Annotated in this window: 22 protein-coding genes; 6 read left to right on the top strand and 16 right to left on the bottom strand. The window is 70.9% G+C overall.

What is annotated here, in order from left to right; translation table 11 throughout:
* Positions 1–249: 249 nt before the first annotated feature.
* Positions 250–1,707 (bottom strand): hypothetical protein, encoded by a 1,458-nt coding sequence (locus tag ACFVIM_RS13870; RefSeq protein WP_384300925.1) that lies wholly within the window; start codon positions 1,705–1,707, stop codon positions 250–252.
* Positions 1,708–2,077: 370 nt separating this feature from the next.
* Here ACFVIM_RS13870 and ACFVIM_RS13875 point away from each other — a divergent pair, with 370 nt between their 5' ends.
* The gene (locus tag ACFVIM_RS13875; protein ID WP_384300926.1) at positions 2,078–3,922 is read left to right on the top strand and encodes an endonuclease/exonuclease/phosphatase family protein; all 1,845 of its coding nucleotides are present in this window, start codon (positions 2,078–2,080) and stop codon (positions 3,920–3,922) included.
* Between the two features lie 13 nt (positions 3,923–3,935).
* Here the strand turns inward: ACFVIM_RS13875 and ACFVIM_RS13880 are convergent, their stop codons facing one another.
* The 4 genes from ACFVIM_RS13880 to ACFVIM_RS13895 form a co-directional block, all read right to left on the bottom strand.
* Positions 3,936–4,652, bottom strand: a complete 717-nt coding sequence (locus tag ACFVIM_RS13880) for an antibiotic biosynthesis monooxygenase (protein WP_384300927.1) — start codon at positions 4,650–4,652, stop codon at positions 3,936–3,938.
* A 79-nt stretch (positions 4,653–4,731) separates the two neighbouring features.
* Positions 4,732–5,097: a hypothetical protein gene (locus tag ACFVIM_RS13885; RefSeq protein ID WP_384300928.1), complete on the bottom strand. Its 366-nt coding sequence runs from the start codon at positions 5,095–5,097 to the stop codon at positions 4,732–4,734.
* 3 nt (positions 5,098–5,100) lie between these two features.
* Complete coding sequence (locus ACFVIM_RS13890; RefSeq protein ID WP_384300929.1) at positions 5,101–5,529, bottom strand: hypothetical protein; 429 nt, start codon at positions 5,527–5,529, stop codon at positions 5,101–5,103.
* The gene (locus ACFVIM_RS13895; RefSeq protein WP_384300930.1) at positions 5,526–5,723 is read right to left on the bottom strand and encodes a hypothetical protein; all 198 of its coding nucleotides are present in this window, start codon (positions 5,721–5,723) and stop codon (positions 5,526–5,528) included. The genes ACFVIM_RS13890 and ACFVIM_RS13895 overlap by 4 nt, the downstream gene beginning before the upstream one ends.
* Positions 5,724–6,119: 396 nt before the next feature.
* Here ACFVIM_RS13895 and ACFVIM_RS13900 point away from each other — a divergent pair, with 396 nt between their 5' ends.
* Both ACFVIM_RS13900 and ACFVIM_RS13905 read left to right on the top strand, forming a co-directional pair.
* A complete protein-coding gene (locus ACFVIM_RS13900) occupies positions 6,120–7,424 on the top strand; it encodes a helix-turn-helix domain-containing protein (protein WP_384300951.1) in 1,305 nt (434 codons plus the stop codon).
* Positions 7,421–8,245 carry a class I SAM-dependent methyltransferase gene (locus ACFVIM_RS13905; RefSeq protein ID WP_384300931.1) on the top strand — a complete coding sequence of 275 codons (825 nt, stop codon included), beginning with the start codon at positions 7,421–7,423 and terminating at the stop codon, positions 8,243–8,245. The genes ACFVIM_RS13900 and ACFVIM_RS13905 overlap by 4 nt, the downstream gene beginning before the upstream one ends.
* Positions 8,246–8,339: 94 nt before the next feature.
* Here the strand turns inward: ACFVIM_RS13905 and dapD are convergent, their stop codons facing one another.
* The 11 genes from dapD to ACFVIM_RS13960 all read right to left on the bottom strand — a co-directional run bounded on the left by dapD (position 8,340) and on the right by ACFVIM_RS13960 (position 17,065).
* Positions 8,340–9,326, bottom strand: a complete 987-nt coding sequence (gene dapD / locus ACFVIM_RS13910) for a 2,3,4,5-tetrahydropyridine-2,6-dicarboxylate N-succinyltransferase (RefSeq protein WP_384300932.1) — start codon at positions 9,324–9,326, stop codon at positions 8,340–8,342.
* A 76-nt stretch (positions 9,327–9,402) separates the two neighbouring features.
* Positions 9,403–9,996 carry a TetR/AcrR family transcriptional regulator gene (locus tag ACFVIM_RS13915; RefSeq protein ID WP_384300933.1) on the bottom strand — a complete coding sequence of 198 codons (594 nt, stop codon included), beginning with the start codon at positions 9,994–9,996 and terminating at the stop codon, positions 9,403–9,405.
* A gap of 37 nt (positions 9,997–10,033) precedes the next feature.
* Positions 10,034–10,354 (bottom strand): DMT family transporter, encoded by a 321-nt coding sequence (locus ACFVIM_RS13920; RefSeq protein WP_384300934.1) that lies wholly within the window; start codon positions 10,352–10,354, stop codon positions 10,034–10,036.
* A gap of 98 nt (positions 10,355–10,452) precedes the next feature.
* On the bottom strand, positions 10,453–10,791 hold the full coding sequence (locus tag ACFVIM_RS13925) for a metal-sulfur cluster assembly factor (protein WP_384300935.1): 339 nt from the start codon (positions 10,789–10,791) through the stop codon (positions 10,453–10,455).
* On the bottom strand, positions 10,788–11,267 hold the full coding sequence (gene sufU / locus ACFVIM_RS13930) for a Fe-S cluster assembly sulfur transfer protein SufU (RefSeq protein ID WP_384300936.1): 480 nt from the start codon (positions 11,265–11,267) through the stop codon (positions 10,788–10,790). Before sufU ends, ACFVIM_RS13925 begins: the two co-directional genes overlap by 4 nt.
* Positions 11,268–11,279: 12 nt before the next feature.
* Positions 11,280–12,536 (bottom strand): cysteine desulfurase, encoded by a 1,257-nt coding sequence (locus ACFVIM_RS13935; RefSeq protein ID WP_384300937.1) that lies wholly within the window; start codon positions 12,534–12,536, stop codon positions 11,280–11,282.
* A complete protein-coding gene (gene sufC, locus ACFVIM_RS13940; RefSeq protein ID WP_384300938.1) occupies positions 12,533–13,297 on the bottom strand; it encodes a Fe-S cluster assembly ATPase SufC in 765 nt (254 codons plus the stop codon). Before sufC ends, ACFVIM_RS13935 begins: the two co-directional genes overlap by 4 nt.
* A 7-nt stretch (positions 13,298–13,304) precedes the next feature.
* Positions 13,305–13,622, bottom strand: coding sequence for a non-heme iron oxygenase ferredoxin subunit (locus tag ACFVIM_RS13945; RefSeq protein ID WP_384300939.1), 318 nt, complete (start codon positions 13,620–13,622; stop codon positions 13,305–13,307).
* Positions 13,619–14,803: a Fe-S cluster assembly protein SufD gene (gene sufD, locus ACFVIM_RS13950; protein ID WP_384300940.1), complete on the bottom strand. Its 1,185-nt coding sequence runs from the start codon at positions 14,801–14,803 to the stop codon at positions 13,619–13,621. The genes ACFVIM_RS13945 and sufD overlap by 4 nt, the downstream gene beginning before the upstream one ends.
* A gap of 94 nt (positions 14,804–14,897) precedes the next feature.
* Positions 14,898–16,319, bottom strand: a complete 1,422-nt coding sequence (sufB, locus tag ACFVIM_RS13955) for a Fe-S cluster assembly protein SufB (protein ID WP_384300941.1) — start codon at positions 16,317–16,319, stop codon at positions 14,898–14,900.
* On the bottom strand, positions 16,316–17,065 hold the full coding sequence (locus ACFVIM_RS13960) for a helix-turn-helix transcriptional regulator (RefSeq protein WP_384300942.1): 750 nt from the start codon (positions 17,063–17,065) through the stop codon (positions 16,316–16,318). Before ACFVIM_RS13960 ends, sufB begins: the two co-directional genes overlap by 4 nt.
* A gap of 332 nt (positions 17,066–17,397) precedes the next feature.
* Between ACFVIM_RS13960 and ACFVIM_RS13965 the strand changes: the two genes are divergently transcribed.
* The 3 genes from ACFVIM_RS13965 to ACFVIM_RS13975 all read left to right on the top strand — a co-directional run bounded on the left by ACFVIM_RS13965 (position 17,398) and on the right by ACFVIM_RS13975 (position 20,543).
* On the top strand, positions 17,398–18,330 hold the full coding sequence (locus tag ACFVIM_RS13965; RefSeq protein ID WP_384300943.1) for an ABC transporter ATP-binding protein: 933 nt from the start codon (positions 17,398–17,400) through the stop codon (positions 18,328–18,330).
* Between the two features lie 106 nt (positions 18,331–18,436).
* Complete coding sequence (locus ACFVIM_RS13970) at positions 18,437–19,204, top strand: ABC transporter permease (protein ID WP_384300944.1); 768 nt, start codon at positions 18,437–18,439, stop codon at positions 19,202–19,204.
* A gap of 217 nt (positions 19,205–19,421) precedes the next feature.
* Positions 19,422–20,543 (top strand): hypothetical protein, encoded by a 1,122-nt coding sequence (locus ACFVIM_RS13975; RefSeq protein ID WP_384300945.1) that lies wholly within the window; start codon positions 19,422–19,424, stop codon positions 20,541–20,543.
* Positions 20,544–20,675 lie beyond the last annotated feature (132 nt).

Here is a 20,675-nt window from a genome sequence, read left to right on the forward strand (position 1 = left end):
GTGCCGGGCCCGTGCGGCCTCCGGAAACAGCCGGACCGGCGCAGCCCTCGGAAACAGCCGGGCCCGCCCGGCCTTCAGGAACAGCCAGGCGCCCAGCATCAGGAACAGCCCTCGGAAACGGCTGGACATCCTGCCTGAGGAACAGCCCTGAGGAACAGCCCTGAGGAACAGCCCTCAGGAACAGCCCTCAGGAACGGCCGGCCGCCCGACCTCAGCGAACGGCCAGGCATCCAGCCCCTCGGGAAACGGCTAGCCGTCCGAGCGCGACCGCGCCTTGAACGCCGCCTTGCGGGCGTCCTTGGCGACGCGGCGGTCCGGGTGGACCCGGCCCATCGCCTCCAGGACGTCCGCCGTCGCGGGGTGGTCCACCCGCCAGGCGGCGTCGAAGAAGCCGCTGTGCTGACCGGTCAGGCCCTCGACGAGCCCGCTCAGCTCCTCGGAGTCCATCCCCTGGTCGGCGTCGAGCTGGGCGGCGACCGTGTCGACGGAGAGCCAGAAGATCATGGCCTCGGAGGGCGGCGGCACATCGGTGGCGCCGCGCTCGGCGAGCCAGACCCGGGCGAGGCCGCCGAGTTCGGCGTCGTCGAGGACGGCGCGGACCTCGTGCTCGGCGCGCTCGCCGACGAGGGAGAGCGCCTGCTGGCAGCGGAGTCGGCGCAGGGGCGCGCCCGCGTCGGTGCCCCGGGCGGCGGCGAGCAGCTCGCGGGCGGCGGCGTCCTCGTCCCGGCGGCCGAGCCACTGCTCGGTCTCGGCGCGGGCGGCGATCTCCGGGTAGTGGGCCAGCCCGTCGAGGAGCACATCGGCGCCCTTGTCGACGAGGTCGCCGACGGCGGGCGCGGCCACGCCGTCCTCCAGGAGCCGGGCCCGGACGCCGTAGAGGCCGAGCGGGGTGAGCCGGACCAGTCCGTACCGGGAGACGTCGGAGTCGTCCACGGCGGGGGCGGGACCGTCGTCGTCGCCCTCCTCGGTCATCAGGGACTCGTCCACGGGCTGGTAGTCGACCAGGCCGATGGACTCCAGCAGCTGGAACTGGTCGTCCAGCCGCATCATCGCCACCGACACCTGCTCCAGGGCGTCGTCGGTGGGCTCGCCCATGTCGTCGGGGACGATCATCGACGCGGCGAGCGCGGGCAGCGGCACCGCTTCCTCGCCCGCGCCGCCCTCGGCGACGGTGAGCAGATAGAGGTTGCCGAGGACGCCGTCGAGGAACTCGGTCTCGGCCTCGGGGTCCCAGTCCAGGACGCCGTAGTCGATCTCGCCGTCCTCGCCGATGGCGTCGCTGAGGTCGTCCAGCAGGGGCGCGATGGCGTCGGCGTGGACGGCTTCCAGGACCTCGCGCCAGACGGCGAGGACGTCCTGGGGGGCGCCGGAGGTGAGGAGCGCGAGGTTGTCGCCCGGCCCGGCACTCCCGTACTCCTCGTCACCGTCGGGGTCGGTGACCTCGACCAGGCCCGCGTCGACGGCCGCGCGCCATGCCTCGCTGGCGAAGGCGGGGCCGTCCTCCTCCTCGGTCAGCCCGAGCACCCCGGCGGCGGCGGGGAGCTGCTCGTCGGCCAGCTCGCCGCCCGCGCCCACCCGGGTCTCCGGTCCCGCCCAGCGGGCCAGCCGAACGGCCCTGGTCAGCAGGGGTGCGGCGAGCGCGTCCCGGGCCAGCTCCGCGTCCGACGGAAGACGTACGGGGGGCAGGGGTGGGCGGTCCTGGGTCATCAGGGGCTTCTCCTCGGGGGCGTACGGGGGGCCGGGTGTCACCCGGAGCCGTCCCCCACCCTAGACGCATTCCTCCCGTTTCCACCGCCCACTCCCCACACCCGTACGCGGCCCGGGTACGACGGGGGAACCGCGCGGCGGGCACGGGACACGGACGCGATCAGGGCCGTCCCACGCCCCCCGGAGCGGACCGGCGCACGCCCCGGGGCGTGACCGGCGCACGCCGACCCGGACCCCCGACCCCGGCGAGCGGCGGTCGGCCCTTGACAAGTGGCGTGTCCAGAACAGAGATTGACGCGCGTAGAGCCTGATCACCCGCTCAGCGCACTTGAGTCCTGCGTCCCGCAGACCGCGAACCCCGGAGCCCTGGATGCCTGCCATCACCACGCCCCGCCACAGAACCACCGCCCTCGCCGCGCTCACCGCCGCCGCCCTCGGCGCGGGCCTGCTGACCGCCACTGCCTCCACCGCCGCCGCCGGTGAGACACGGATCCACCACATCCAGGGCTCCACCCGCCTCTCCCCGCTGGTGGGCCAGCAGGTCGCCGACGTGCCCGGCATCGTGACCGGGGTGCGCGGCTACGGCTCCTCCCGTGGCTTCTGGTTCCAGGACGCCCAGGGGGACGCGGACCCGGCGACCAGCGAGGGCGTGTTCGTCTTCACCGGCCAGGGCTCCACGCCGACGGTGAAGCCCGGGGACGAGGTCCGCGTCTCGGGCACGGTGAGCGAGTTCGTACCCGGCGGCACCGCCAGCGGCAACCAGTCGCTGACGCAGATCTCCCGCCCCACGGTCACCGTGGTCTCCTCCGGCAACGCGCTGCCCGCGCCGGTCACCATCTCGGCCTGGTCGGTGCCCTCGCGGTACGCGCCGGACGGCGACCCGGCGGCGGGCGGCAGCATCAACGCGCTGCCGCTGAAGCCCCGGACCTACGCCCTGGACTACTACGAGTCGCTGGAGGGCGCCAACGTCCGCGTCGGAACCTCGCAGATCGTCGGCGCGAGCGCCTTCAACGAGCTGTGGGTGACGGTGAAGCCGTTCGAGAACCCGACCGCGCGCGGGGGCGCGCTGTACGGCTCGTACACGGCGCAGAACGGCGGACGGCTGAAGATCCAGTCCCTGGTGCCGGTCTCGGAGCAGCCGTTCCCCACGGCGAACGTGGGCGATGTGCTGGTGGGCGCCTCCGAGGGACCGCTGGACTTCAACCAGTACGGCGGGTACACGCTGACCGCGCGCACCCTCGGCACGGTGGCCGACGGCGGCCTTAAGCGGGACCGGGCCCGGCCGCAGAAGGCGAACGAGCTGGCGGTGGCCACCTACAACGTGGAGAACCTGGACCCGTCCGACCCGCAGTCGACGTTCGACGCGCTCGGCCGGGCCGTGGTGGAGAACCTGGCCTCGCCCGACATCCTCGCCCTGGAGGAGATCCAGGACAACAGCGGCGCCCGCAACGACGGCACGGTCGCCGCCGACGAGACGGTACGGAAGTTCATCGCGGCCGTGGTCGCGGCGGGCGGCCCCGCGTACGACTGGCGCAGCGTCGACCCGCAGAACAACCAGGACGGCGGCGAGCCGGGCGGCAACATCCGCCAGGTCTTCCTCTTCAACCCGGAGCGGGTCTCCTTCACCGACCGCGCCGGGGGCGACGCCACCACCCCGACCGGGGTCGTCCGGGAGGGCAGGAACGCCGCGCTCACCCTCTCCCCCGGCCGGGTGGCGCCCGCCGACACGGCCTGGGAGCGCAGCCGCAAGCCGCTGGCGGGCGAGTTCAGCTTCCGGGGCCGCCCGGTCTTCGTGATCGCCAACCACTTCGCCTCGAAGGGCGGCGACGAGGGGCTGACCTCGCACCGCCAGCCGCCGAACCGTTCCTCCGAGGTCCAGCGCCACGCCCAGGCCCGCGCGGTGAACACCTTCGTCAAGGAGATCCTCGCCGCCGACCGCAAGGCCGATGTCCTCGTCGTCGGCGACATCAACGACTTCGAGTTCTCCGGGACCACCCAGGCCCTCACCGACGGCGGGGCACTGCGGGCCGCGATCACCGCGCTGCCGCGCGCGGACCGCTACTCGTATGTCTTCCAGGGCAACAGCCAGGTGCTCGACCAGATCCTGACCAGCCCGTCGATCACGAAGTTCTCGTACGACAGCGTCCACATCAACGCGGAGTTCGCGGCGCAGAACAGCGACCACGACCCGCAGCTGCTGCGCTTCAAGCCCTGACGGGCGCGTGGGGCTACGCGCCCGGGGTGATGCTCACTCCGGGCGTGTAGCGCCGCACCCGCGAGGTGACGACCCCGGGGAAGGCGCGGACCGCCGCCCACTCCTCGGTGTCGGAGCCGACGCCCTCGCCGGAAGCGTCGAGCGCCTTCTGATGGGCCTCGGCGCTCTCCCACTCGGCGTAGTTCACCATCCGGGTCCCGTCCGTGGACACATGGAACCACCCACCGATCCCACCGCCCACGTCCGCCCCCGTGTCGCTGTCCAGGGCGGTATGGACGCCGTCGATCCACCTCCGGACCCGGTCCTGGTCGGGCCCGTCGAACTCGGCCTCGACGATCACCACGGAACCGGGGACGCGGTCCTGGTCGCCCTGCCCCCGGTAGAGCCGGTAGAAGTTCAGCTCCAGCCGCTCGATCCCCGGCACGGCGGCGTCGATCTCACCGTTGCGCGCGTCCCGGTAGTGCGCGAAGAAGTCCTCGTAGGCGGCCTGGTCCCGCCACTGCCCGTAGTGCAGCAGCGTCCGCCCGTCGTCCCCGATATGGACGGAGTACGAGAGCAGCGCGGCATGATCCGGCCACCCGTGCTTACGCCAGGTCTCCTCGATCGCCCGCAGCGTGGCCCGCTGCCGCTCGGGCGTCCCCACATCCCAGGTCGACACGGAGACGACCCCGACCCCCTCCCGGCCGAGCGCGGGACGTGCCTGCGGGTGGAACTCCACGGACTTGGCCATGACGGATCTCCTCTTCGCGTGCGGCGCCTCCTGCTGACGCGCCGTCGCCCTCATCCTTCGACCTCAACGGCACTTGAGGTCAAGCACCGTCCGGGCGGGGGCGGTGGTCGGTATCCATATGGCGGCGGAGGAGGACGCGGGCGTCGGTTGCGGCAGAGTGGTCGTGGGCGGTGCGGGCTTCGCGCTCAACGGCCATCAGGTCGTCGCAGGTGGTGCAGGTAGGGGGCTGCTGTTCGTCCATGGGTTCTTCCTTGGGCTGGGCGCGCAGGACGCGAGCTTCGCGAACGCCGCGTACGGGCACGTCCCATGCGGTGAGCTGCTTCTTCAGCCAGGCGTCGGAGACGCCGAAATCGGCGGCGAGGGCCTTGAGGGTCTCGCCGCCGCAGTAGCGGGCGATCACGCTCGCGCGCGTGGCGAGGACGTTCTCACGTCCGGTGCGGGGCACGGCTCAGCGCCTCCTTGGCAGAAGGGGGAAGGACGGCAGTACGAGAAGGACCCGGGCCCGCTGCGGGCAGATCGCGAGGGTGTAGCGGTCGGGCCCATCAGGCACGATCACCGACACCGGCACGCCCTGCTCCAGCCGCGCCAGCGCCGCTCGTTCCTCGAACGGGTCGTCGCACCAGACCCGGATCTCGGTGGGCGCGTCCGGAACCGGCACCCGGCCCATCCGCATCCAGGCGGCCACCCACGGCGACACGGCAGGGTCCGGGTCGAGCCGGTCCGCCAGCCACCGCGCCCGCTGCCGGAGCCACGCGAGCGCGTCCTCCTGCGAGCGGGTTCGTGCCGTGTCGAGGATGTACGGCAGCACAGCTCCGCTCCCGTGCACCGGCCCCTCCACCAGCACATAGCAGAGGTACGAAACCGGTGGCCCGCTCATGCCGGACCACCGTCCTCCAGCAACCGCTCCCACTCGGCGTCAAGCCGCGCCTGACGCGCCTGGGCTTCCAGCCCTCGGCTCCACTCATCCACACAGTCCGAGTCCCAGCGGAGCCGCAGCAGCTCGAACCCGAGCCCCAACCGCTCCTCAGCGTCACCCAGCGCGAGGGCGAGCCACACCCAAAGCCGCGTCACGGCAACCGCTCCTGCCAGTCGAGCGGCGCCCAAAGGACTCGCAACGCGGGCTGTGCCATATCGGCGCCAGTCAGACGGGATGGCGTGGGGTCGCGGGGCCTTCTGGCCGTGTCGGACACATTTCCTCCATCAGGTGGTTGCCTGGTCGGTCGGACAGGAGCTGGCGCGCAAGGGCCTTGGGCCGCGCCACGAAGCCACACGCTGACTGTCGGGAATGACGGATCCGAGGCGAGTCGTGTGCGTGATCGCGAGGTTGTCCGATCGAGGGATGTTCTTCAGTGAACTCTGCTGATCAGCGACGCGACAGGGCATTCCACAAGGCATGTTGTAGGCAAGTGGAAGGCAGATTGTCGCTAGGCTTTTCGTCGCCCAACTCGACCAGTGGACGGCGGGATGATGGCGAACGAGACCCTGCGAGGACTCCGGCATAAGCGGCGTTGGACTCAGGCGCAGGCTGCGGCACGCGTGTGTGCGCAGGTGCGGGCAACCACAGGGCGGGATCCAGAACTGGATTCGAATTGGATTTCCCGTCTCGAACGCGGAGTGATCACCTGGCCCTCCGGTGACTACAGGAAGGCTCTGTGCACGGTTTTCCAGGTGGCCTGTGAAGGCGAGCTGGGCCTGTTTCCCAGAGAACTCGGCCTCCAGGAGAAGAAGACCTACTCAGTGGTGCGCACAGGAGAGGTGATCAGTTCCGTTGACGACATCGAGCTGTCGTCACGCCTTGGCCGGTATGCCGCGCAGACCAATGTCAGCGCTCTTGTACTGGAGCAGTTCGACGCCGATGTGGAACGGCTCGCCCGGGACTTCGTCAGTCAGCCGCTCTCTCACCTGATCCCACAGATCCGTACTGCGCGGGCCGAAGTGTTCCGACTGCTCGAAGGCCGCCAGCATCCCGGCCAGACACAGCATCTGTATGTGATCGCGGGCTGGCTGTGTGGACTGGCAGCACATGCCTCGCTCGATCTCGGTGACCGCCCCTCCGCCTCCACCCACGCTCGGACGGTGGTGCAGTGCGCGGAGATCACCGGCCACTCGAAACTGATGGCCTGGGTACGGTCGTTTCAATCACTCGTCGCCTACTGGGCCGGAGATTACGAGAGAGCGGCAGCACTGGCGCGTGCAGGATGCGAGCAGGGCGGTGGCCCTGGACCCGGAACCGTCACAGCGCGGTTGCTGAGCCTGGAGGCGCGGGCCTTGGCGGCCAGGGGAGACGGCCGCAGCGCGCTGCGCTCTCTCACGCTGGCCCATGCCGCACGGAACCATGAGCTTCCCGACTCGCCATCCGGGATCTTCTCGTTCCCCGAAGCCAAACAATGGGCGTACAGCGGCACCACACTGCTGGCAGTCGGGGGTACCGAACATGTTCAGCGGGCGATCACCGCTTCCCACCGCGCGGTGGCCCTCTACGAGGCCGGCCCGGTCAAGGACCGCTCTCCCGGTGATCTGCACGCCGCGCATCTGGACCTCGCCACCGCCTACCTGGCCAGTGGTGAGATCGAAGGGGCGAGTCGGGAACTCTCCGAAGTTCTTGGCGCGGGCCAGTACACCGCCAGCATCACTATCAGGCTCCGCAATCTGGACGCATACCTGGGGCACGGGTCGTACCGTGACGCGCAGGCGGCCGGTGATCTCCGGGAACGTATCCGTGGGGTGACCGGTCGGCCCGCACTCACCCCTCACCCCACGGAGTCGTCATGACCCCTCAGCCCACCCACGACCCTTCCGTGACCGACCGCACCCTCCTGACCGGCAAGGCATACGGCACGACCCGGCACCTGGCCGCACGACAGTCCCTCTACCAGTGGCAGACCCCACGCCACGACCTCCCCGGCCTGGTCGTGAACGAACTGGCCACCGCCCACCACCCGGTCGCCGACGTGGGCTGCGGGAACGGCACGTTCGTGGCGCGGATACGGGCGGAGCGGCCCGATCTGACGGTGATCCCGATGGACATCTCCCCCGGCATGCTCGCCGACGTCCCCGGGGCCGTCGTCGCGGACATCCAGCGGCTGCCCTTCGCGGACGGAGTCCTCGGCGCGGTGCTGGCGCTGCACATGCTGTACCACGTCGAAGACCAGGACCGGGCCGTACGGGAACTGGGCCGGGTCCTGGTACCCGGCGGTACGGCAGTCGTCTCCACCAACAGCCGCACCGACAAACGCGAGCTGGAAGACCTGTGGCGCCGGGCCGCCGGGGACGTGCTCGGCATCGCCCAGGGACCGGCCCGGGTCCAGCTCTCCGCACGCTTCACCCTCGAAGACGCCCCGACCGTCCTGGGAAAGGTCTTCACCGACGTCCGCAGCATCCCCCTGCCCGGGGTCATCACCGTCACCGACGCACAGCCAGTGGTCGACCACCTCGGTTCCTACGAAGCCTGGGCCGACCAGATGGGCGTCCCGTTCCAGGCGACCGTCGAACGCGCCCGTCAACGCGTCGAGCGGACCATCCACGAGGACGGGGCGTTCCGAATCACCTGCCTGGGCGGCCTGCTCATCTGCACGGGCCCCAGCGGACAGTAACCATCGACTCGGAGAAGCGAGCCCCACATCAGAAGACCCCGCCCTCCCGGGTCAACCACCCCAGGAGGGCGAGGCCCTCACCCCGCTACACCCCTCAGTTGTGCGCGTGCAGGATGTCGTTCAGCCCGCCCCACACCGCGTTGTTCGGGCGGGCCTCGACCGCGCCCGTCACCGAGTTCCGCCGGAACAGGATGTTGTTGACCCCGGCCAGCTCGCGCGCCTTGACGATCTCGCCGTCGGGCATGGTCACCCGAGTACCGGCGGTGACATAGAGGCCCGCCTCGACCACGCACTCGTCGCCGAGCGGGATGCCGACGCCCGCCTCGGCGCCGATCAGGGAGCGCTCGCCGATGGAGATGATCACGTTGCCGCCGCCGGAGAGGGTGCCCATGGTGGAGGCGCCGCCGCCGATGTCGGAGCCGTCGCCGACGACGACGCCCGCCGAGATGCGGCCCTCGACCATGGAGGTGCCGAGGGTTCCGGCGTTGAAGTTGACGAAGCCCTCGTGCATGACGGTGGTGCCCTCGGCCAGGTGGGCGCCGAGGCGGACCCGGTCGGCGTCGGCGATGCGGACGCCCTTGGGGCTGACGTAGTCCGTCATCCGGGGGAACTTGTCGATGCTGGTCACCTGGAGGTGGAGGCCCTCGGCGCGGGCGTTGAGCCGGACGGTCTCGACGTTGTCGACGGCGACGGGGCCCAGCGAGGTCCAGGCGACGTTGGCGAGGAGGCCGAAGACGCCGTCCAGGCTCTGCCCGTGCGGCTTGACCAGCCGGTGGGAGAGGAGGTGGAGCCGGAGGTAGGCGTCGTGGGCGTCGAGCGGCTTCTCGTCCAGCGAGGAGATGACGGTACGGACGGCGACGACCTCCACGCCACGGCGGGCGTCGGGCCCGATCGCCTGGGCCGCGCCCTCGCCGAGCAGCTCGACGGCGCGCTCGGCGGTGAGCCGCTCGGTTCCGGAGGGGCCCGGCTCGGCGACGAGCGCGGGGGCGGGGAACCAGGTGTCGAGAACGGTGCCCTCGGGGGTGAGGGTGGCGAGCCCGGCGGCGACGGCGCCGGAGGTGGTGCGAGGTGAGTCGGTCATGAGAAGAAACCTAACGCCACCCCCACCACCCGGGCGAACCGGTCTCATGCCGTGGCGCCGAGTCCCCCGCCCGGTCTCATGCCGTGGCGCCGGACCCGGAGCCGGGGCCAGGACCAGGACCAAGGCCCGCGCCTCCCCCGATCACCCGCGCCAGCACCTCCCGCGCGTACCCCTCCTCGTACGCCGTCCCCGTCAGCAGTACCTGGAGACAGATCCCGTCCATCACGGCGACCAGCGCGCGGGCGGTGACCGGATCGGTTCGCGGCGCGAGCGCGGCGACGACCCCGGCGGTCCACTCGGCGGCGACGGGCCGCAGCGCGGGGCGGCGCAGGGCGGCGAGGTACAGCTCGTACTCCCGCTCGACGCGGGAGCGCTCGCCCGCCAGCCAGGTGCCCATGACCCGCGCCAGACCGGTGGCGAGGTCCGCCTCGGGGTCGGTGAGGGCGGGGTCCTGGCGTACGGCGTCGGCGAAGGTCTCGTTGGTCTGCCGCAGCGCCGCCGTCAGCAGCTCTTCGAGGGAGCCGAAGTGGTACGTGGTGGAGCCGAGCGGCACATCGGCCTCGGCGGCGGCGGTGCGGTGGGTGAGGCCGCCGAGGCCGTCCCGGGTGACGACCCGGACGGCGGCGTCGATGATCCGCTGGCGGCGGTCGGGGTCGTAGCGGCGGGCCATCAGTGGGCCCCGCCCAGGTCGCGGCGGTCGCGGGCCATCAGTGGGCCCCGCCCAGGTTGAGGACGACGACCCCGGCGATGACGAGCGCTATCCCGGCGAACTTGGCGAGGCTGGCGGTCTCCCCGAGGAAGGCCATGCCGATCGCGGCGACGGCCGCCGTGCCGATGCCCGCCCAGATGGCGTAGGCGGTGCCGACGGAGAGTGTCTTGAGCGCCTGGGCGAGCAGCGAGAAGGCCACGACATAGCCGACGACGGTGATCACCGAGGGCCACAGCCGGGTGAAGCCCTCGCTGTACTTCATGGCCGTGGTGCCCGCGACCTCGGCGACGATGGCGGCGGCCAGCATTCCGTATCCCATGCGTACCAGCGTACGCATGAATGTGTACGCCCGTACACATCCAGGGACGGAAGAAGGGCCCCGCACGCGCGTGCGGGGCCCTCCCCAGAAGCCAGAACTCAGACGTTGAAGCCGAGCGCCCGCAGCTGCTCCCGGCCGTCGTCGGTGATCTTGTCCGGGCCCCACGGGGGCATCCAGACCCAGTTGATCTTCAGCTCGTTGACGATGCCGTCCGTCGCCGACTTCGCCTGGTCCTCGATCACATCGGTCAGCGGACAGGCCGCCGACGTCAGGGTCATGTCCAGGGTCGCGATGTTCGACTCGTCGATGTGGATGCCGTAGATCAGACCCAGGTTGACCACGTCGATACCCAGCTCGGGGTCGACGACGTCGTACAGGGCCTCACGGACCTCTTCCTCCGAGGCCGGCTTGAGCGCGGCCCCCGCGTTCTCGGTCATGCGGTCTTCCTCTCGGGGCGGGCGGGGCTCCCGGCGTCGCCGAGGGCCTGCGCGGTCGCGTCCTTCCACGCCATCCAGCTCAGCAGCGCGCACTTCACGCGCGCCGGGTACTTGGAGACACCGGCGAACGCCACGGCGTCCTCCAGCACCTCCTCCATCGCGTCATCCGGCTCGACCTGGCCCTTGGACTGCATCAGCTCCAGGAAGGTGGCCTGGATCCGCTGCGCCTCGGCCAGCTCCTTGCCGACCAGCAGCTCGTTGAGGACCGACGCGCTGGCCTGGCTGATGGAACAGCCCTGGCCCTCGTACGAGACGTCCTCGATGCGCGACCCGTCGTACTTCACCCGCAGCGTGATCTCATCACCGCAGGTGGGGTTGACATGGTGTACCTCGGCGTCGCCGTCCCTCAACCCCTTGCCATGCGGGTTCTTGTAGTGGTCGAGGATGACGTCCTGGTACATCGAATCAAGCTTCACAGGGGCTCCGCTCTACCCGAAGAAACGACGGACGTGCTCCAGCCCGTCGATCAGCGCGTCGACCTCGCCGGGCGTGGAGTACAGATAGAACGACGCCCGCGTGGTCGCGGGAATTCCGTACCGCAGGCAGACCGGGCGGGCGCAGTGGTGACCCACCCGGACCGCGATGCCCTGCTCGTCCAGCACCTGACCCACGTCATGCGGGTGGATGTCACCCAGCGTGAAGGAGATCGCGGCCCCGCGGTCCTCGGCCGAGACCGGGCCGATGATCTTGAGGTCGGGGACCTCAAGCAGCCGCTTCACCGCGTACTCGGTGAGCGCGTGCTCATGGGCGGCGATCTTCTCCATGCCGATCGCGTTGAGGTAGTCCACCGCCGCGCCGAGGCCGACGGCCTGGGCGATCGGGGGCGTGCCCGCCTCGAACTTGTGCGGCGCCGGGGCGTAGGTGGAGGAGTGCATCGAGACGGTCTCGATCATCTCGCCGCCACCGAGGAACGGCGGCAGGTCCTCCAGCAGCTCCTGGCGGCCCCAGAGCACCCCGATGCCGGTCGGAGCGCACATCTTGTGACCGGTGAAGGCCACGAAGTCGGCGCCGAGGGCCTGCACGTCCAGCGGGGCGTGCGGGGCGGCCTGGGAGGCGTCGATCAGGACGAGGGCGCCGACCTCCTGGGCGCGGCGGACTATCGCCTCGACCGGGTTGATGGTGCCCAGGATGTTGGAGACCAGGACAAACGAGACGATCTTCGTCTTCTCGGTGATGACCTGGTCGATCGCGGAGAGGTCGAGCCGGCCGTCGTCGGTCAGCCCGAACCACTTCAGCTTCGCGCCGGTGCGCTGCGCCAGCAGCTGCCACGGCACGATGTTGGAGTGGTGCTCCATCTCCGTGATGACGATCTCGGTGTCACGGTCGACCCGGTAGGGCTCATCGGCCCAGCCGAGCATGTTCGCGACGAGGTTCAGCGACTCCGAGGCGTTCTTGGTGAAGATCACCTCATCGCGGCTGGGGGCGTTGATGAACTCGGCGACCTTGGTGCGCGCGCCTTCGTACAGTGCCGTGGCCTCTTCGGCGAGCACATGGACGCCACGGTGGACGTTGGCGTGGTGCCGCTCGTAGTAGTCGCTCAGCGCGTCGATGACCTGGCGCGGCTTCTGCGAGCTGGCGGCACTGTCCAGGTAGACGAGCTTCTTTCCGTCGTGGAGCACCCGGTCCAGGATCGGGAAGTCCTTGCGGATCGCCTCGGTGTCGAGGAGGCCCGGCAGCTGGGTCATGAAGAAGCGCCACCCTTCACATATGCCTCGTAGCCCTCGGCCTCCAGCTTGTCCGCCAGCTCGGGACCGCCGGACTCGGCGATCCTGCCGTTGGCGAAGACGTGGACGTGGTCGGGCTTGATGTACCGCAGGATCCGGGTGTAGTGCGTGATCAGCAGGGTGCCGACCTCACCGGACTCGCGGACCCGGTTGACGCCCTCGGAGACGATACGCAGGGCGTCGACGTCGAGACCGGAGTCGGTCTCGTCCAGGATCGCGACCTTGGGCTTGAGCAGTTCGAGCTGGAGGATCTCGTGGCGCTTCTTCTCACCGCCGGAGAAGCCCTCGTTGACATTGCGCTCGGCGAAGGCGGGGTCCATGTTCAGCCGCTCCATGGCCTCCCTGACCTCCTTCACCCAGGTACGCAGCTTGGGGGCCTCGCCGCGGATGGCGGTGGCGGAGGTGCGCAGGAAGTTGGAGACCGAGACACCGGGGACCTCGACCGGGTACTGCATGGCCAGGAAGAGACCGGCGCGGGCGCGCTCGTCGACGCTCATCTCCAGGACGTCCTCGCCGTCCAGGGTGACCTGGCCGCCGGTGATCGTGTACTTGGGGTGACCGGCGAGCGAGTAGGCCAGGGTGGACTTGCCGGAGCCGTTGGGGCCCATGATGGCGTGGGTCTCGCCCTGCTTCACGGTCAGGTCGACGCCCTTGAGGATCTCCCGGGAGCCGTTCTCGGCTTCGACGGAGACGTGCAGGTCGCGGATTTCAAGCGTAGCCATGGGTGACTCAGGACTCCTGGGTGACGGAGACGAGCACATCGTCCCCTTCGATCTTGACGGGGTAAACGGGGACGGGGCGCGTCGCGGGCAGTCCGGACGGCTTGCCGGTACGGAGGTCGAAGGCGGAGCCGTGGAGCCAGCACTCGATCTGGCAGTCCTCCACCTCACCCTCCGACAGGGAGACGTTGGCGTGGGAGCAGATGTCGTGGATGGCGAAGACCTCGCCCTCGGTCCGGACGACCGAGACGGGCGTGCCGTCGAGTTCCACCCGCTTGGGGGTGTCCTCCTCCAGCTCGCTCATCCCACAGACACGGACGAAGCTCATGCGACCGACGCCTCCAGCTCTTCCTCGATCTTGGCGATCAGGCGCTCCTCGACATCGGGCAGGCCGATCTGCTGGACCAGCTCGGCGAAGAAGCCGCGGACCACCAGACGGCGGGCCTCCTGCTCCGGGATGCCGCGGGCCATCAGGTAGAAGAGCTGCTCGTCGTCGAAGCGGCCGGTCGCGGAGGCGTGCCCGGCGCCGACGATCTCGCCGGTCTCGATCTCCAGGTTCGGTACGGAGTCGACCCGCGCGCCGTCCGTGAGGACCAGGTTGCGGTTCATCTCGTAGGTGTCGGTGCCCTCGGCGGCGACCCGGATGAGCACGTCACCGATCCACACCGCGTGGGCGTCGTCGCCCTGGAGCGCGCCCTTGTAGACCGCGTTCGACGTGTTGTGCGGCTGGTTGTGGTCGACGAGGAGACGGTGCTCCTGGTGCTGGCCCTGGTCGGTGAAGTAGAGCCCGAACAGCTCGGCCTCGCCGCCGGTGGCCGCGTACGTGACGCGGGGGTGCAGCCGGACCAGGTCGCCGCCGAAGGTGACGACGACGGACTTGAAGGAGGCGTCCCGGCCGACCAGCGCGTTGTGCTGGCCGCAGTGGACGGCCTTGTCGTCCCAGTCCTGGACGGAGACGACGGTCAGCTTGGCGCCGTCACCGATCAGGTAGTCGACGTTGGCGGCGAAGACGCCGTCACCGGTGTGGTCGATGACGACGACGGCCTCGGCGAACGGCGCCAGCTCGATCACCTGGTGACCGAAGGCGACCCCGCCCTCGCCGCGGACCGCGATCCGGATCGGCTCGGTGAGCACGGTCTCCTTGGGCACGGTGATGACCGAGGCGGACGCGAAGGAGCTGTACGCCTGGGCGGCGACCCGGTCCACCGGCGTGCCCGCGCGGCCGAGCCGGGCGTCGTCACGGCCGACGGTCTCCACGCTCACGCCCTCGGGGGCCTCGATCACGGTCTTCGCCCCGTCGCCGGTGGCGACGGCGGTGCCGTCGTGCAGCCCGCGGAGCCGCGCCAGGGGCGTGAAGCGCCACTCCTCCTCGCGGCCGTGCGGGACCGGGAAGTCCGCCACGTCGAAGGACGGGGGCGCACTCATACGGGTGGCGACGGTCGACTCGGCGGCCACCGCGATCGCTCCGGCGGTGGTGGATCCCGCCGGGATGTTCTGAGCCTCAGCCATGGCTGTCGTCGTGCTCTCTCTCTGCCTCTGGGTCGAAAAAGTCAGGGGCCGGGGCGGGCGCGCGGGCCCGCCCCGGGCTGGCATGGGCGGCCGCTTAGCCGACCGAGCCCTCCATCTGCAGCTCGATCAGCCGGTTGAGCTCCAGCGCGTACTCCATCGGCAGCTCCTTGGCGATCGGCTCGACGAAGCCGCGCACGATCATCGCCATGGCCTCGAACTCGGTCATGCCGCGGCTCATCAGATAGAAGAGCTGGTCCTCGGAGACCTTGGAGACGGTCGCCTCATGCCCCATGGAGACATCGTCCTCGCGGACGTCCACATAGGGGTAGGTGTCCGAGCGGGAGATGGTGTCGACCAGCAGCGCGTCACACAGGACGTTGGACTTGGCCCCGGGCGCGCCCTCGCCGATCTCGATCAGACCGCGGTAGGAGGTCCGGCCGCCGCCCCGCGCCACCGACTTGGAGACGATGTTGGAGGAGGTGTTGGGGGCCATGTGGACCATCTTGGCGCCCGCGTCCTGGTGCTGCCCCTCGCCCGCGAAGGCGATGGAGAGCGTCTCGCCCTTGGCGTGCTCGCCCATCAGGTAGACCGCGGGGTACTTCATGGTGACCTTGGAGCCGATGTTGCCGTCGACCCACTCCATGGTGGCGCCCTCGTAGGCGACGGCGCGCTTGGTGACCAGGTTGTAGACGTTGTTCGACCAGTTCTGGATCGTCGTGTAGCGGCAGCGGCCGCCCTTCTTGACGATGATCTCCACGACGGCGCTGTGCAGCGAGTCGGAGGAGTAGATCGGGGCGGTACAGCCCTCGACGTAGTGGACGTAGGCGTCCTCGTCGACGATGATCAGCGTCCGCTCGAACTGACCCATGTTCTCCGTGTTGATACGGAAGTAGGCCTGGAGCGGGATGTCGACCTGGACACCCTTCGGCACATAGATGAAGGAGCCACCGGACCAGACGGCCGTGTTCAGCGAGGCGAACTTGTTGTCGCCGACCGGGATGACGGTGCCGAAGTACTCCTGGAAGAGCTCCGGGTGCTCCTTCAGCGCGGTGTCGGTGTCGAGGAAGATGACGCCCTGCTCCTCCAGGTCCTCACGGATCTGGTGGTAGACGACCTCCGACTCGTACTGCGCGGCGACACCGGCGACCAGGCGCTGCTTCTCCGCCTCCGGGATGCCGAGCTTGTCGTAGGTGTTCTTGATGTCCTCCGGCAGGTCCTCCCAGGAGGCGGCCTGCTTCTCGGTGGAGCGCACGAAGTACTTGATGTTGTCGAAGTCGATGCCGGAGAGGTCCGAGCCCCAGGTCGGCATGGGCTTCTTGTCGAAGAGCCGCAGCCCCTTCAGGCGCAGCTTCAGCATCCACTCGGGCTCGTTCTTCTTCGCCGAGATGTCGCGGACGACGTCTTCGTTCAGACCGCGCTTGGCCGCGGCGCCTGCCGCGTCGGAGTCGGCCCAGCCGAATTCGTACTTACCCAGCCCCTCCAGTTCAGGATGGGCAGTCTCCGTGGGGAGAGTCATGCGGGGTTCCTCCCGGCCTTACGTGTGGATGCTGATGATGGGGAAGCTGGTGCGGTGGCGCCGCGGGGGATGAACGTCGTACAGACACCGTCACCGTGGGCGATGGTGGCCAGACGCTGCACATGGGTCCCGAGCAGACGCGAGAAGAACTCGGTCTCCGCCTCGCAGAGCTGCGGATACCGCTCGGCGGCATGGGCGACCGGGCAGTGGTGCTGGCAGAGCTGCTCGCCCTGCCCCGGATCCGGCGCGCCGCGCGCCGTAGCAGCGTACCCGTCGGCGCTCAGGGCCTTCGCCAGGGCCGCGGTGCGCTCCCCGGGCGGGGCGGCCTCGACCGCCGCGCGATAGGGTCCGCCGAGGGCCTCGATCCGGTCCCGGGCGAAGGCGGCGACCGCCTCCCCTCCCCCGGCGTGCTGCTCGATCCAGCGCAGCGCGTCCACGGCCAGCGCGTCATAGGACTGGTCGAAGGAGTCCCGGCCGCACGCGGTGAGCGCGAAGACCTTGGCGGGCCTGCCTCGGGTGCGGGTGCCGTAGATCCGCTGCTCACGGGGTTCGACGACCTGCTCGGCTACCAGGGTGTCGAGATGGCGGCGGACGGCGGCCTGGGTGAGGCCGAGCCGGGCCGCGAGGTCGGCCACCGTCGAGGGGCCGTGATCCAGCACGGAGCGCGCGACGCGGGTGCGGGTCGAGTGGTCCGCGCGCAGCCCGGTCGCGAAGTCCTCGTGGGGAGCCTCGCCGACGTTTTTCACAACACCATTGTTGCGTAATTCGTTCGAGCGTGACAACCGCCGTCCGGGTCTCACCCGGTGCGCTTCGTCACTTAGGGTCACCTAATCCAGGCCACCCACTTTCCCCCCGAGAACCACCTCTGACCTGCGATTCTCTCCCTTTTCACGGCCTTCCGCCCCACAGCGCGCCCAGCCATCGGCTGACAGCGGTTTCCGAGAAGTTCCCCCACCATGACCCCCGCATTGCCCCTGACCACCGCACCCACACGGGTGAGCGGGCCACCTCACGCGGCGCGACCGCCGACGGGAGGGCGCGGTCCGGGCCCGGCGCGAGCACGCCTAGACTTCCCGGCATGCCTAGCGAGCCCGTCGTCCAGATCCGGGGCCTGGTCAAACGGTACGGATCCACCACCGCCGTCGACGGCCTCGACCTCGATGTCCTCCCCGCCCAGGTCACCGCCGTGCTCGGCCCCAACGGCGCCGGGAAGACCACCACCGTGGAGACCTGCGAGGGCTATGTGCGCCCCGACGCGGGCACCGTACGCGTCCTCGGCCTCGACCCCGCCAGGGCCGCCGACGCCGCCGCGCTGCGCACCCGCATCGGCGTGATGCTCCAGTCCGGCGGCGTCTACTCCGGCGCCCGCGCCGACGAGATGCTCCGCCATATGGCCACGCTCCACGCCCACCCGCTGGACGTGGACACCCTGATCGAACGGCTCGGGCTCGGCTCCTGCGGGCGCACCTCCTACCGGCGGCTCTCCGGCGGCCAGCAACAGCGGCTCGCGCTCGCCATGGCCGTCGTCGGCCGCCCCGAACTGGTCTTCCTCGACGAGCCCACCGCCGGACTCGACCCCCAGGCCCGCCGCGCCACCTGGGAGCTGGTGCGCGAACTGCGCGCCGACGGCGTCTCCACCGTGCTGACCACCCACTTCATGGACGAGGCCGAAGAGCTCGCCGACGACGTCGCGATCATCGACGCGGGCCGGGTCATCGCCCAGGGCAGCCCCGAGCGGCTCTGCCGGGGCGGCGCCGAGAACACCCTGCGTTTCACCGGCCGGGCCGGTCTGGACGTCGTCTCGCTGCTCAAGGCGCTCCCCGACGGCACCCAGGCCATCGAGCTGACCCCCGGCGCCTACCGGATAACCGGCGAGGTCGGCCCCCAGCTGCTGGCCACCGTCACCACCTGGTGCGCCCAGAACGGGGTGATGCCCGAGGGCATCTCGGTGGAGCGGCACACCCTGGAGGACGTCTTCCTGGAGCTGACCGGCAAGGAGCTGCGGTCATGACGACGCGCACGAGTCCGCGTACGAGGACGCGTACGAGTCCGTCTACGAGGACGCACACCACCGCCGCGGGCACCCCCGCGCCGGACGACCGCGGGCAGGAGCGGACATGAGCGCGGGCACCTTCACCCCCAGGCCCGGGGCCGCCCCCATCGGCCGCATGATCGCCGCGCAGACCGCGCTGGAGACGCGGATGCTGCTGCGCAACGGTGAGCAGCTGCTGCTCACCGTGGTCATCCCGTCCCTGGTCCTGGTGCTCTTCTCCACCGTCGACATCATCGACACGGGCGACGGCCCGGCCGTCGACTTCCTCGCCCCCGGGGTCCTGGCGCTCGCCGTGATGTCGACCGCCTTCACCGGCCAGGCCATCGCCACCGGCTTCGAACGGCGCTACGGGGTGCTCAAGCGCCTCGGCGCCTCCCCGCTGCCCCGCTGGGCCCTGATGTGCGCCAAGACACTGTCGGTGCTGCTGACCGAACTGCTCCAGATCGCACTCCTGACCGCCATCGCGCTGGCCCTCGGCTGGTCCCCGCGGGGCAATCCGCTCACCGTGTTCCTGCTGCTCGCGCTCGGCACCGCCGCCTTCAGCGGGCTGGGGCTGCTGATGGCGGGCACCCTGCGCGCGGAGGCCACCCTGGCCGCCGCCAACCTGGTCTTCCTGCTGATGCTGGCGGGCGGCGGGGTGATGGTGCCACTGGACCGCTTCCCCGACGGCGTCGAGTCGGCGCTGGCGCTGCTGCCGATCTCCGCGCTCTCCGACGGGCTGCGCGACGTTCTCCAGGACGGGCACTCCCTGCCCTGGGGCGACCTGGGCATCCTGACCGCCTGGGCCACCGTCTCGCTGGGCGCGGCGGGGCGCCTCTTCCGCTGGGAGTAGGACACCTCCTCCCGGCGCGTACGAAGACGGCGCCCCGGGCACTCCCTGGCGCGTACGGAGGCGGGCGCGCCCTCTCCGTACCTCCCGCCCGGGGTCCGGCCACCACCTCCCCTCCTCCGAAGGAGGCCGTTGCCGGTCCCGCGTCTTCCGCCGGCCCGGGCGGCGGGGCCAGTATGAGGCTGCCAAGATCAGCGCGATCAGCGTGGGGGAGGCCGCGATGGAGCGCACCGCCGCACTGCGACTGGACGCGGAGTGGGCCCGGGTCAGATCCGGCCGGGCCGGTATCCCCGCCGCCGAGCGCGAACGCATGGTGAGGGAGCTGATAGCCGCCCTCACCCCGCACGCCGCACGGGACCGCGCGCTCGCCGCGCGGCTGGGGCTGCGGTACGGGGATCTCGCCCGGCACCACTTCGACGCGGGCCGCCGCCCCGAGGCCCTGGCCGCCGCCCGGGAGGCGGTACGGCGCGGCGCCGGACCCGCGTGCCATGACCCCGAGCACGCCCGCTGGTACGCCAGGGCGCTGCTCGCGCAGGCGGTGTACCTCGCCGAACCCCTCAGCGACGAACTGGGCCTGCCGCGCTACGTCTTTCCCCCGGGCGGTGACGGCCCCACCCCCACCGCCCGCGATGACGGGCTCGCCGCGCTCGCCGCGACCCGGAAGGCCGTCGGGGTGTGGGAGGCCCTGGACGCCGCCGACCCGGTCAACCGGGAGGGCCTCGCCCAGGCGCACGCCTTCCTCGGCGACCGGCTGGAGGAACTCGGCGACCTGGTCGCGGCGACGGCCTGGGCGGTCCGCGCGGAGCGCGAGTTCCAGGAGCTGCCCGAGACCGCCCTCACCGCCGAGGGCGCCGAGACCTCCCACTCGGCCGCCCTGGAGCACCTCGCCGACCAGCTGAAGCGACGGCTGCGCCGCTGCCCGTTCGGCAGCGGGCTGACCCGGCTGCGCGCCGACGGCCTGCTCCCCGACCGGCTGCTGCCGCTCGCCGTCGTCGCCGCCCGGATCGAGGGCGTGGCACCGGAGACCATCGCCGAGGGCCTGGCCCTGGAGCTGACGGAGGTACGGAGGCTGCTACGGGCCCACTCCTGGCGGGCGGTGTGGCGGCTGGACACCCGGGAGACCGAGGGCGGGCCCTGGGTCCCGATGGCCTACCCCTGGCGGGGCATGGACGCGGTGACCGACCACAGCGCGGAGGCCGTCGCCGGGGAGCTGGTGGACGCGCTGCTGAACGGGCCGGACCGGCCGGCCGCCGGGACGCACTGGCGGATCGCGGTGTGGTGGGAGGAGGAGGGCCCGCTCGACGCGGCCCGCTTCCGGGCCACCCACACGCCACCGCGCTGAGGGCACCCGGGCCACCCCTCCCGTACCGTCGGCCGACGGCCCCGCACGCAACCCCCTACCGCCGCACGCCCGGCGTACGCCCCCGCCAGCGGTTCAGGCCCTTCGCGCCGTGCGCAACGGACCCCCCTCGTG

The organism is Streptomyces sp. NPDC057638, assembly GCF_042800315.1.
Lineage (GTDB): Bacteria > Actinomycetota > Actinomycetes > Streptomycetales > Streptomycetaceae > Streptomyces.

Excerpts from the sequence above, each read along its gene's own strand:
- ACFVIM_RS13870 (WP_384300925.1), bottom strand. The coding sequence starts at position 1,707 with ATGACCCAGGACCGCCCACCCCTGCCCCCCGTACGTCTTCCGTCGGAC.
- ACFVIM_RS13875 (WP_384300926.1), top strand. The coding sequence starts at position 2,078 with ATGCCTGCCATCACCACGCCCCGCCACAGAACCACCGCCCTCGCCGCG.
- ACFVIM_RS13880 (WP_384300927.1), bottom strand. The coding sequence starts at position 4,652 with ATGGCCAAGTCCGTGGAGTTCCACCCGCAGGCACGTCCCGCGCTCGGC.
- ACFVIM_RS13890 (WP_384300929.1), bottom strand. The coding sequence starts at position 5,529 with ATGAGCGGGCCACCGGTTTCGTACCTCTGCTATGTGCTGGTGGAGGGG.
- ACFVIM_RS13900 (WP_384300951.1), top strand. The coding sequence starts at position 6,120 with ATGGCGAACGAGACCCTGCGAGGACTCCGGCATAAGCGGCGTTGGACT.
- ACFVIM_RS13905 (WP_384300931.1), top strand. The coding sequence starts at position 7,421 with ATGACCCCTCAGCCCACCCACGACCCTTCCGTGACCGACCGCACCCTC.
- dapD (WP_384300932.1), bottom strand. The coding sequence starts at position 9,326 with ATGACCGACTCACCTCGCACCACCTCCGGCGCCGTCGCCGCCGGGCTC.
- ACFVIM_RS13915 (WP_384300933.1), bottom strand. The coding sequence starts at position 9,996 with ATGGCCCGCCGCTACGACCCCGACCGCCGCCAGCGGATCATCGACGCC.
- ACFVIM_RS13920 (WP_384300934.1), bottom strand. The coding sequence starts at position 10,354 with ATGGGATACGGAATGCTGGCCGCCGCCATCGTCGCCGAGGTCGCGGGC.
- ACFVIM_RS13925 (WP_384300935.1), bottom strand. The coding sequence starts at position 10,791 with ATGACCGAGAACGCGGGGGCCGCGCTCAAGCCGGCCTCGGAGGAAGAG.
- ACFVIM_RS13935 (WP_384300937.1), bottom strand. The coding sequence starts at position 12,536 with ATGACCCAGCTGCCGGGCCTCCTCGACACCGAGGCGATCCGCAAGGAC.
- sufC (WP_384300938.1), bottom strand. The coding sequence starts at position 13,297 with ATGGCTACGCTTGAAATCCGCGACCTGCACGTCTCCGTCGAAGCCGAG.
- ACFVIM_RS13945 (WP_384300939.1), bottom strand. The coding sequence starts at position 13,622 with ATGAGCTTCGTCCGTGTCTGTGGGATGAGCGAGCTGGAGGAGGACACC.
- sufD (WP_384300940.1), bottom strand. The coding sequence starts at position 14,803 with ATGGCTGAGGCTCAGAACATCCCGGCGGGATCCACCACCGCCGGAGCG.
- sufB (WP_384300941.1), bottom strand. The coding sequence starts at position 16,319 with ATGACTCTCCCCACGGAGACTGCCCATCCTGAACTGGAGGGGCTGGGT.
- ACFVIM_RS13965 (WP_384300943.1), top strand. The coding sequence starts at position 17,398 with ATGCCTAGCGAGCCCGTCGTCCAGATCCGGGGCCTGGTCAAACGGTAC.
- ACFVIM_RS13970 (WP_384300944.1), top strand. The coding sequence starts at position 18,437 with ATGAGCGCGGGCACCTTCACCCCCAGGCCCGGGGCCGCCCCCATCGGC.
- ACFVIM_RS13975 (WP_384300945.1), top strand. The coding sequence starts at position 19,422 with ATGGAGCGCACCGCCGCACTGCGACTGGACGCGGAGTGGGCCCGGGTC.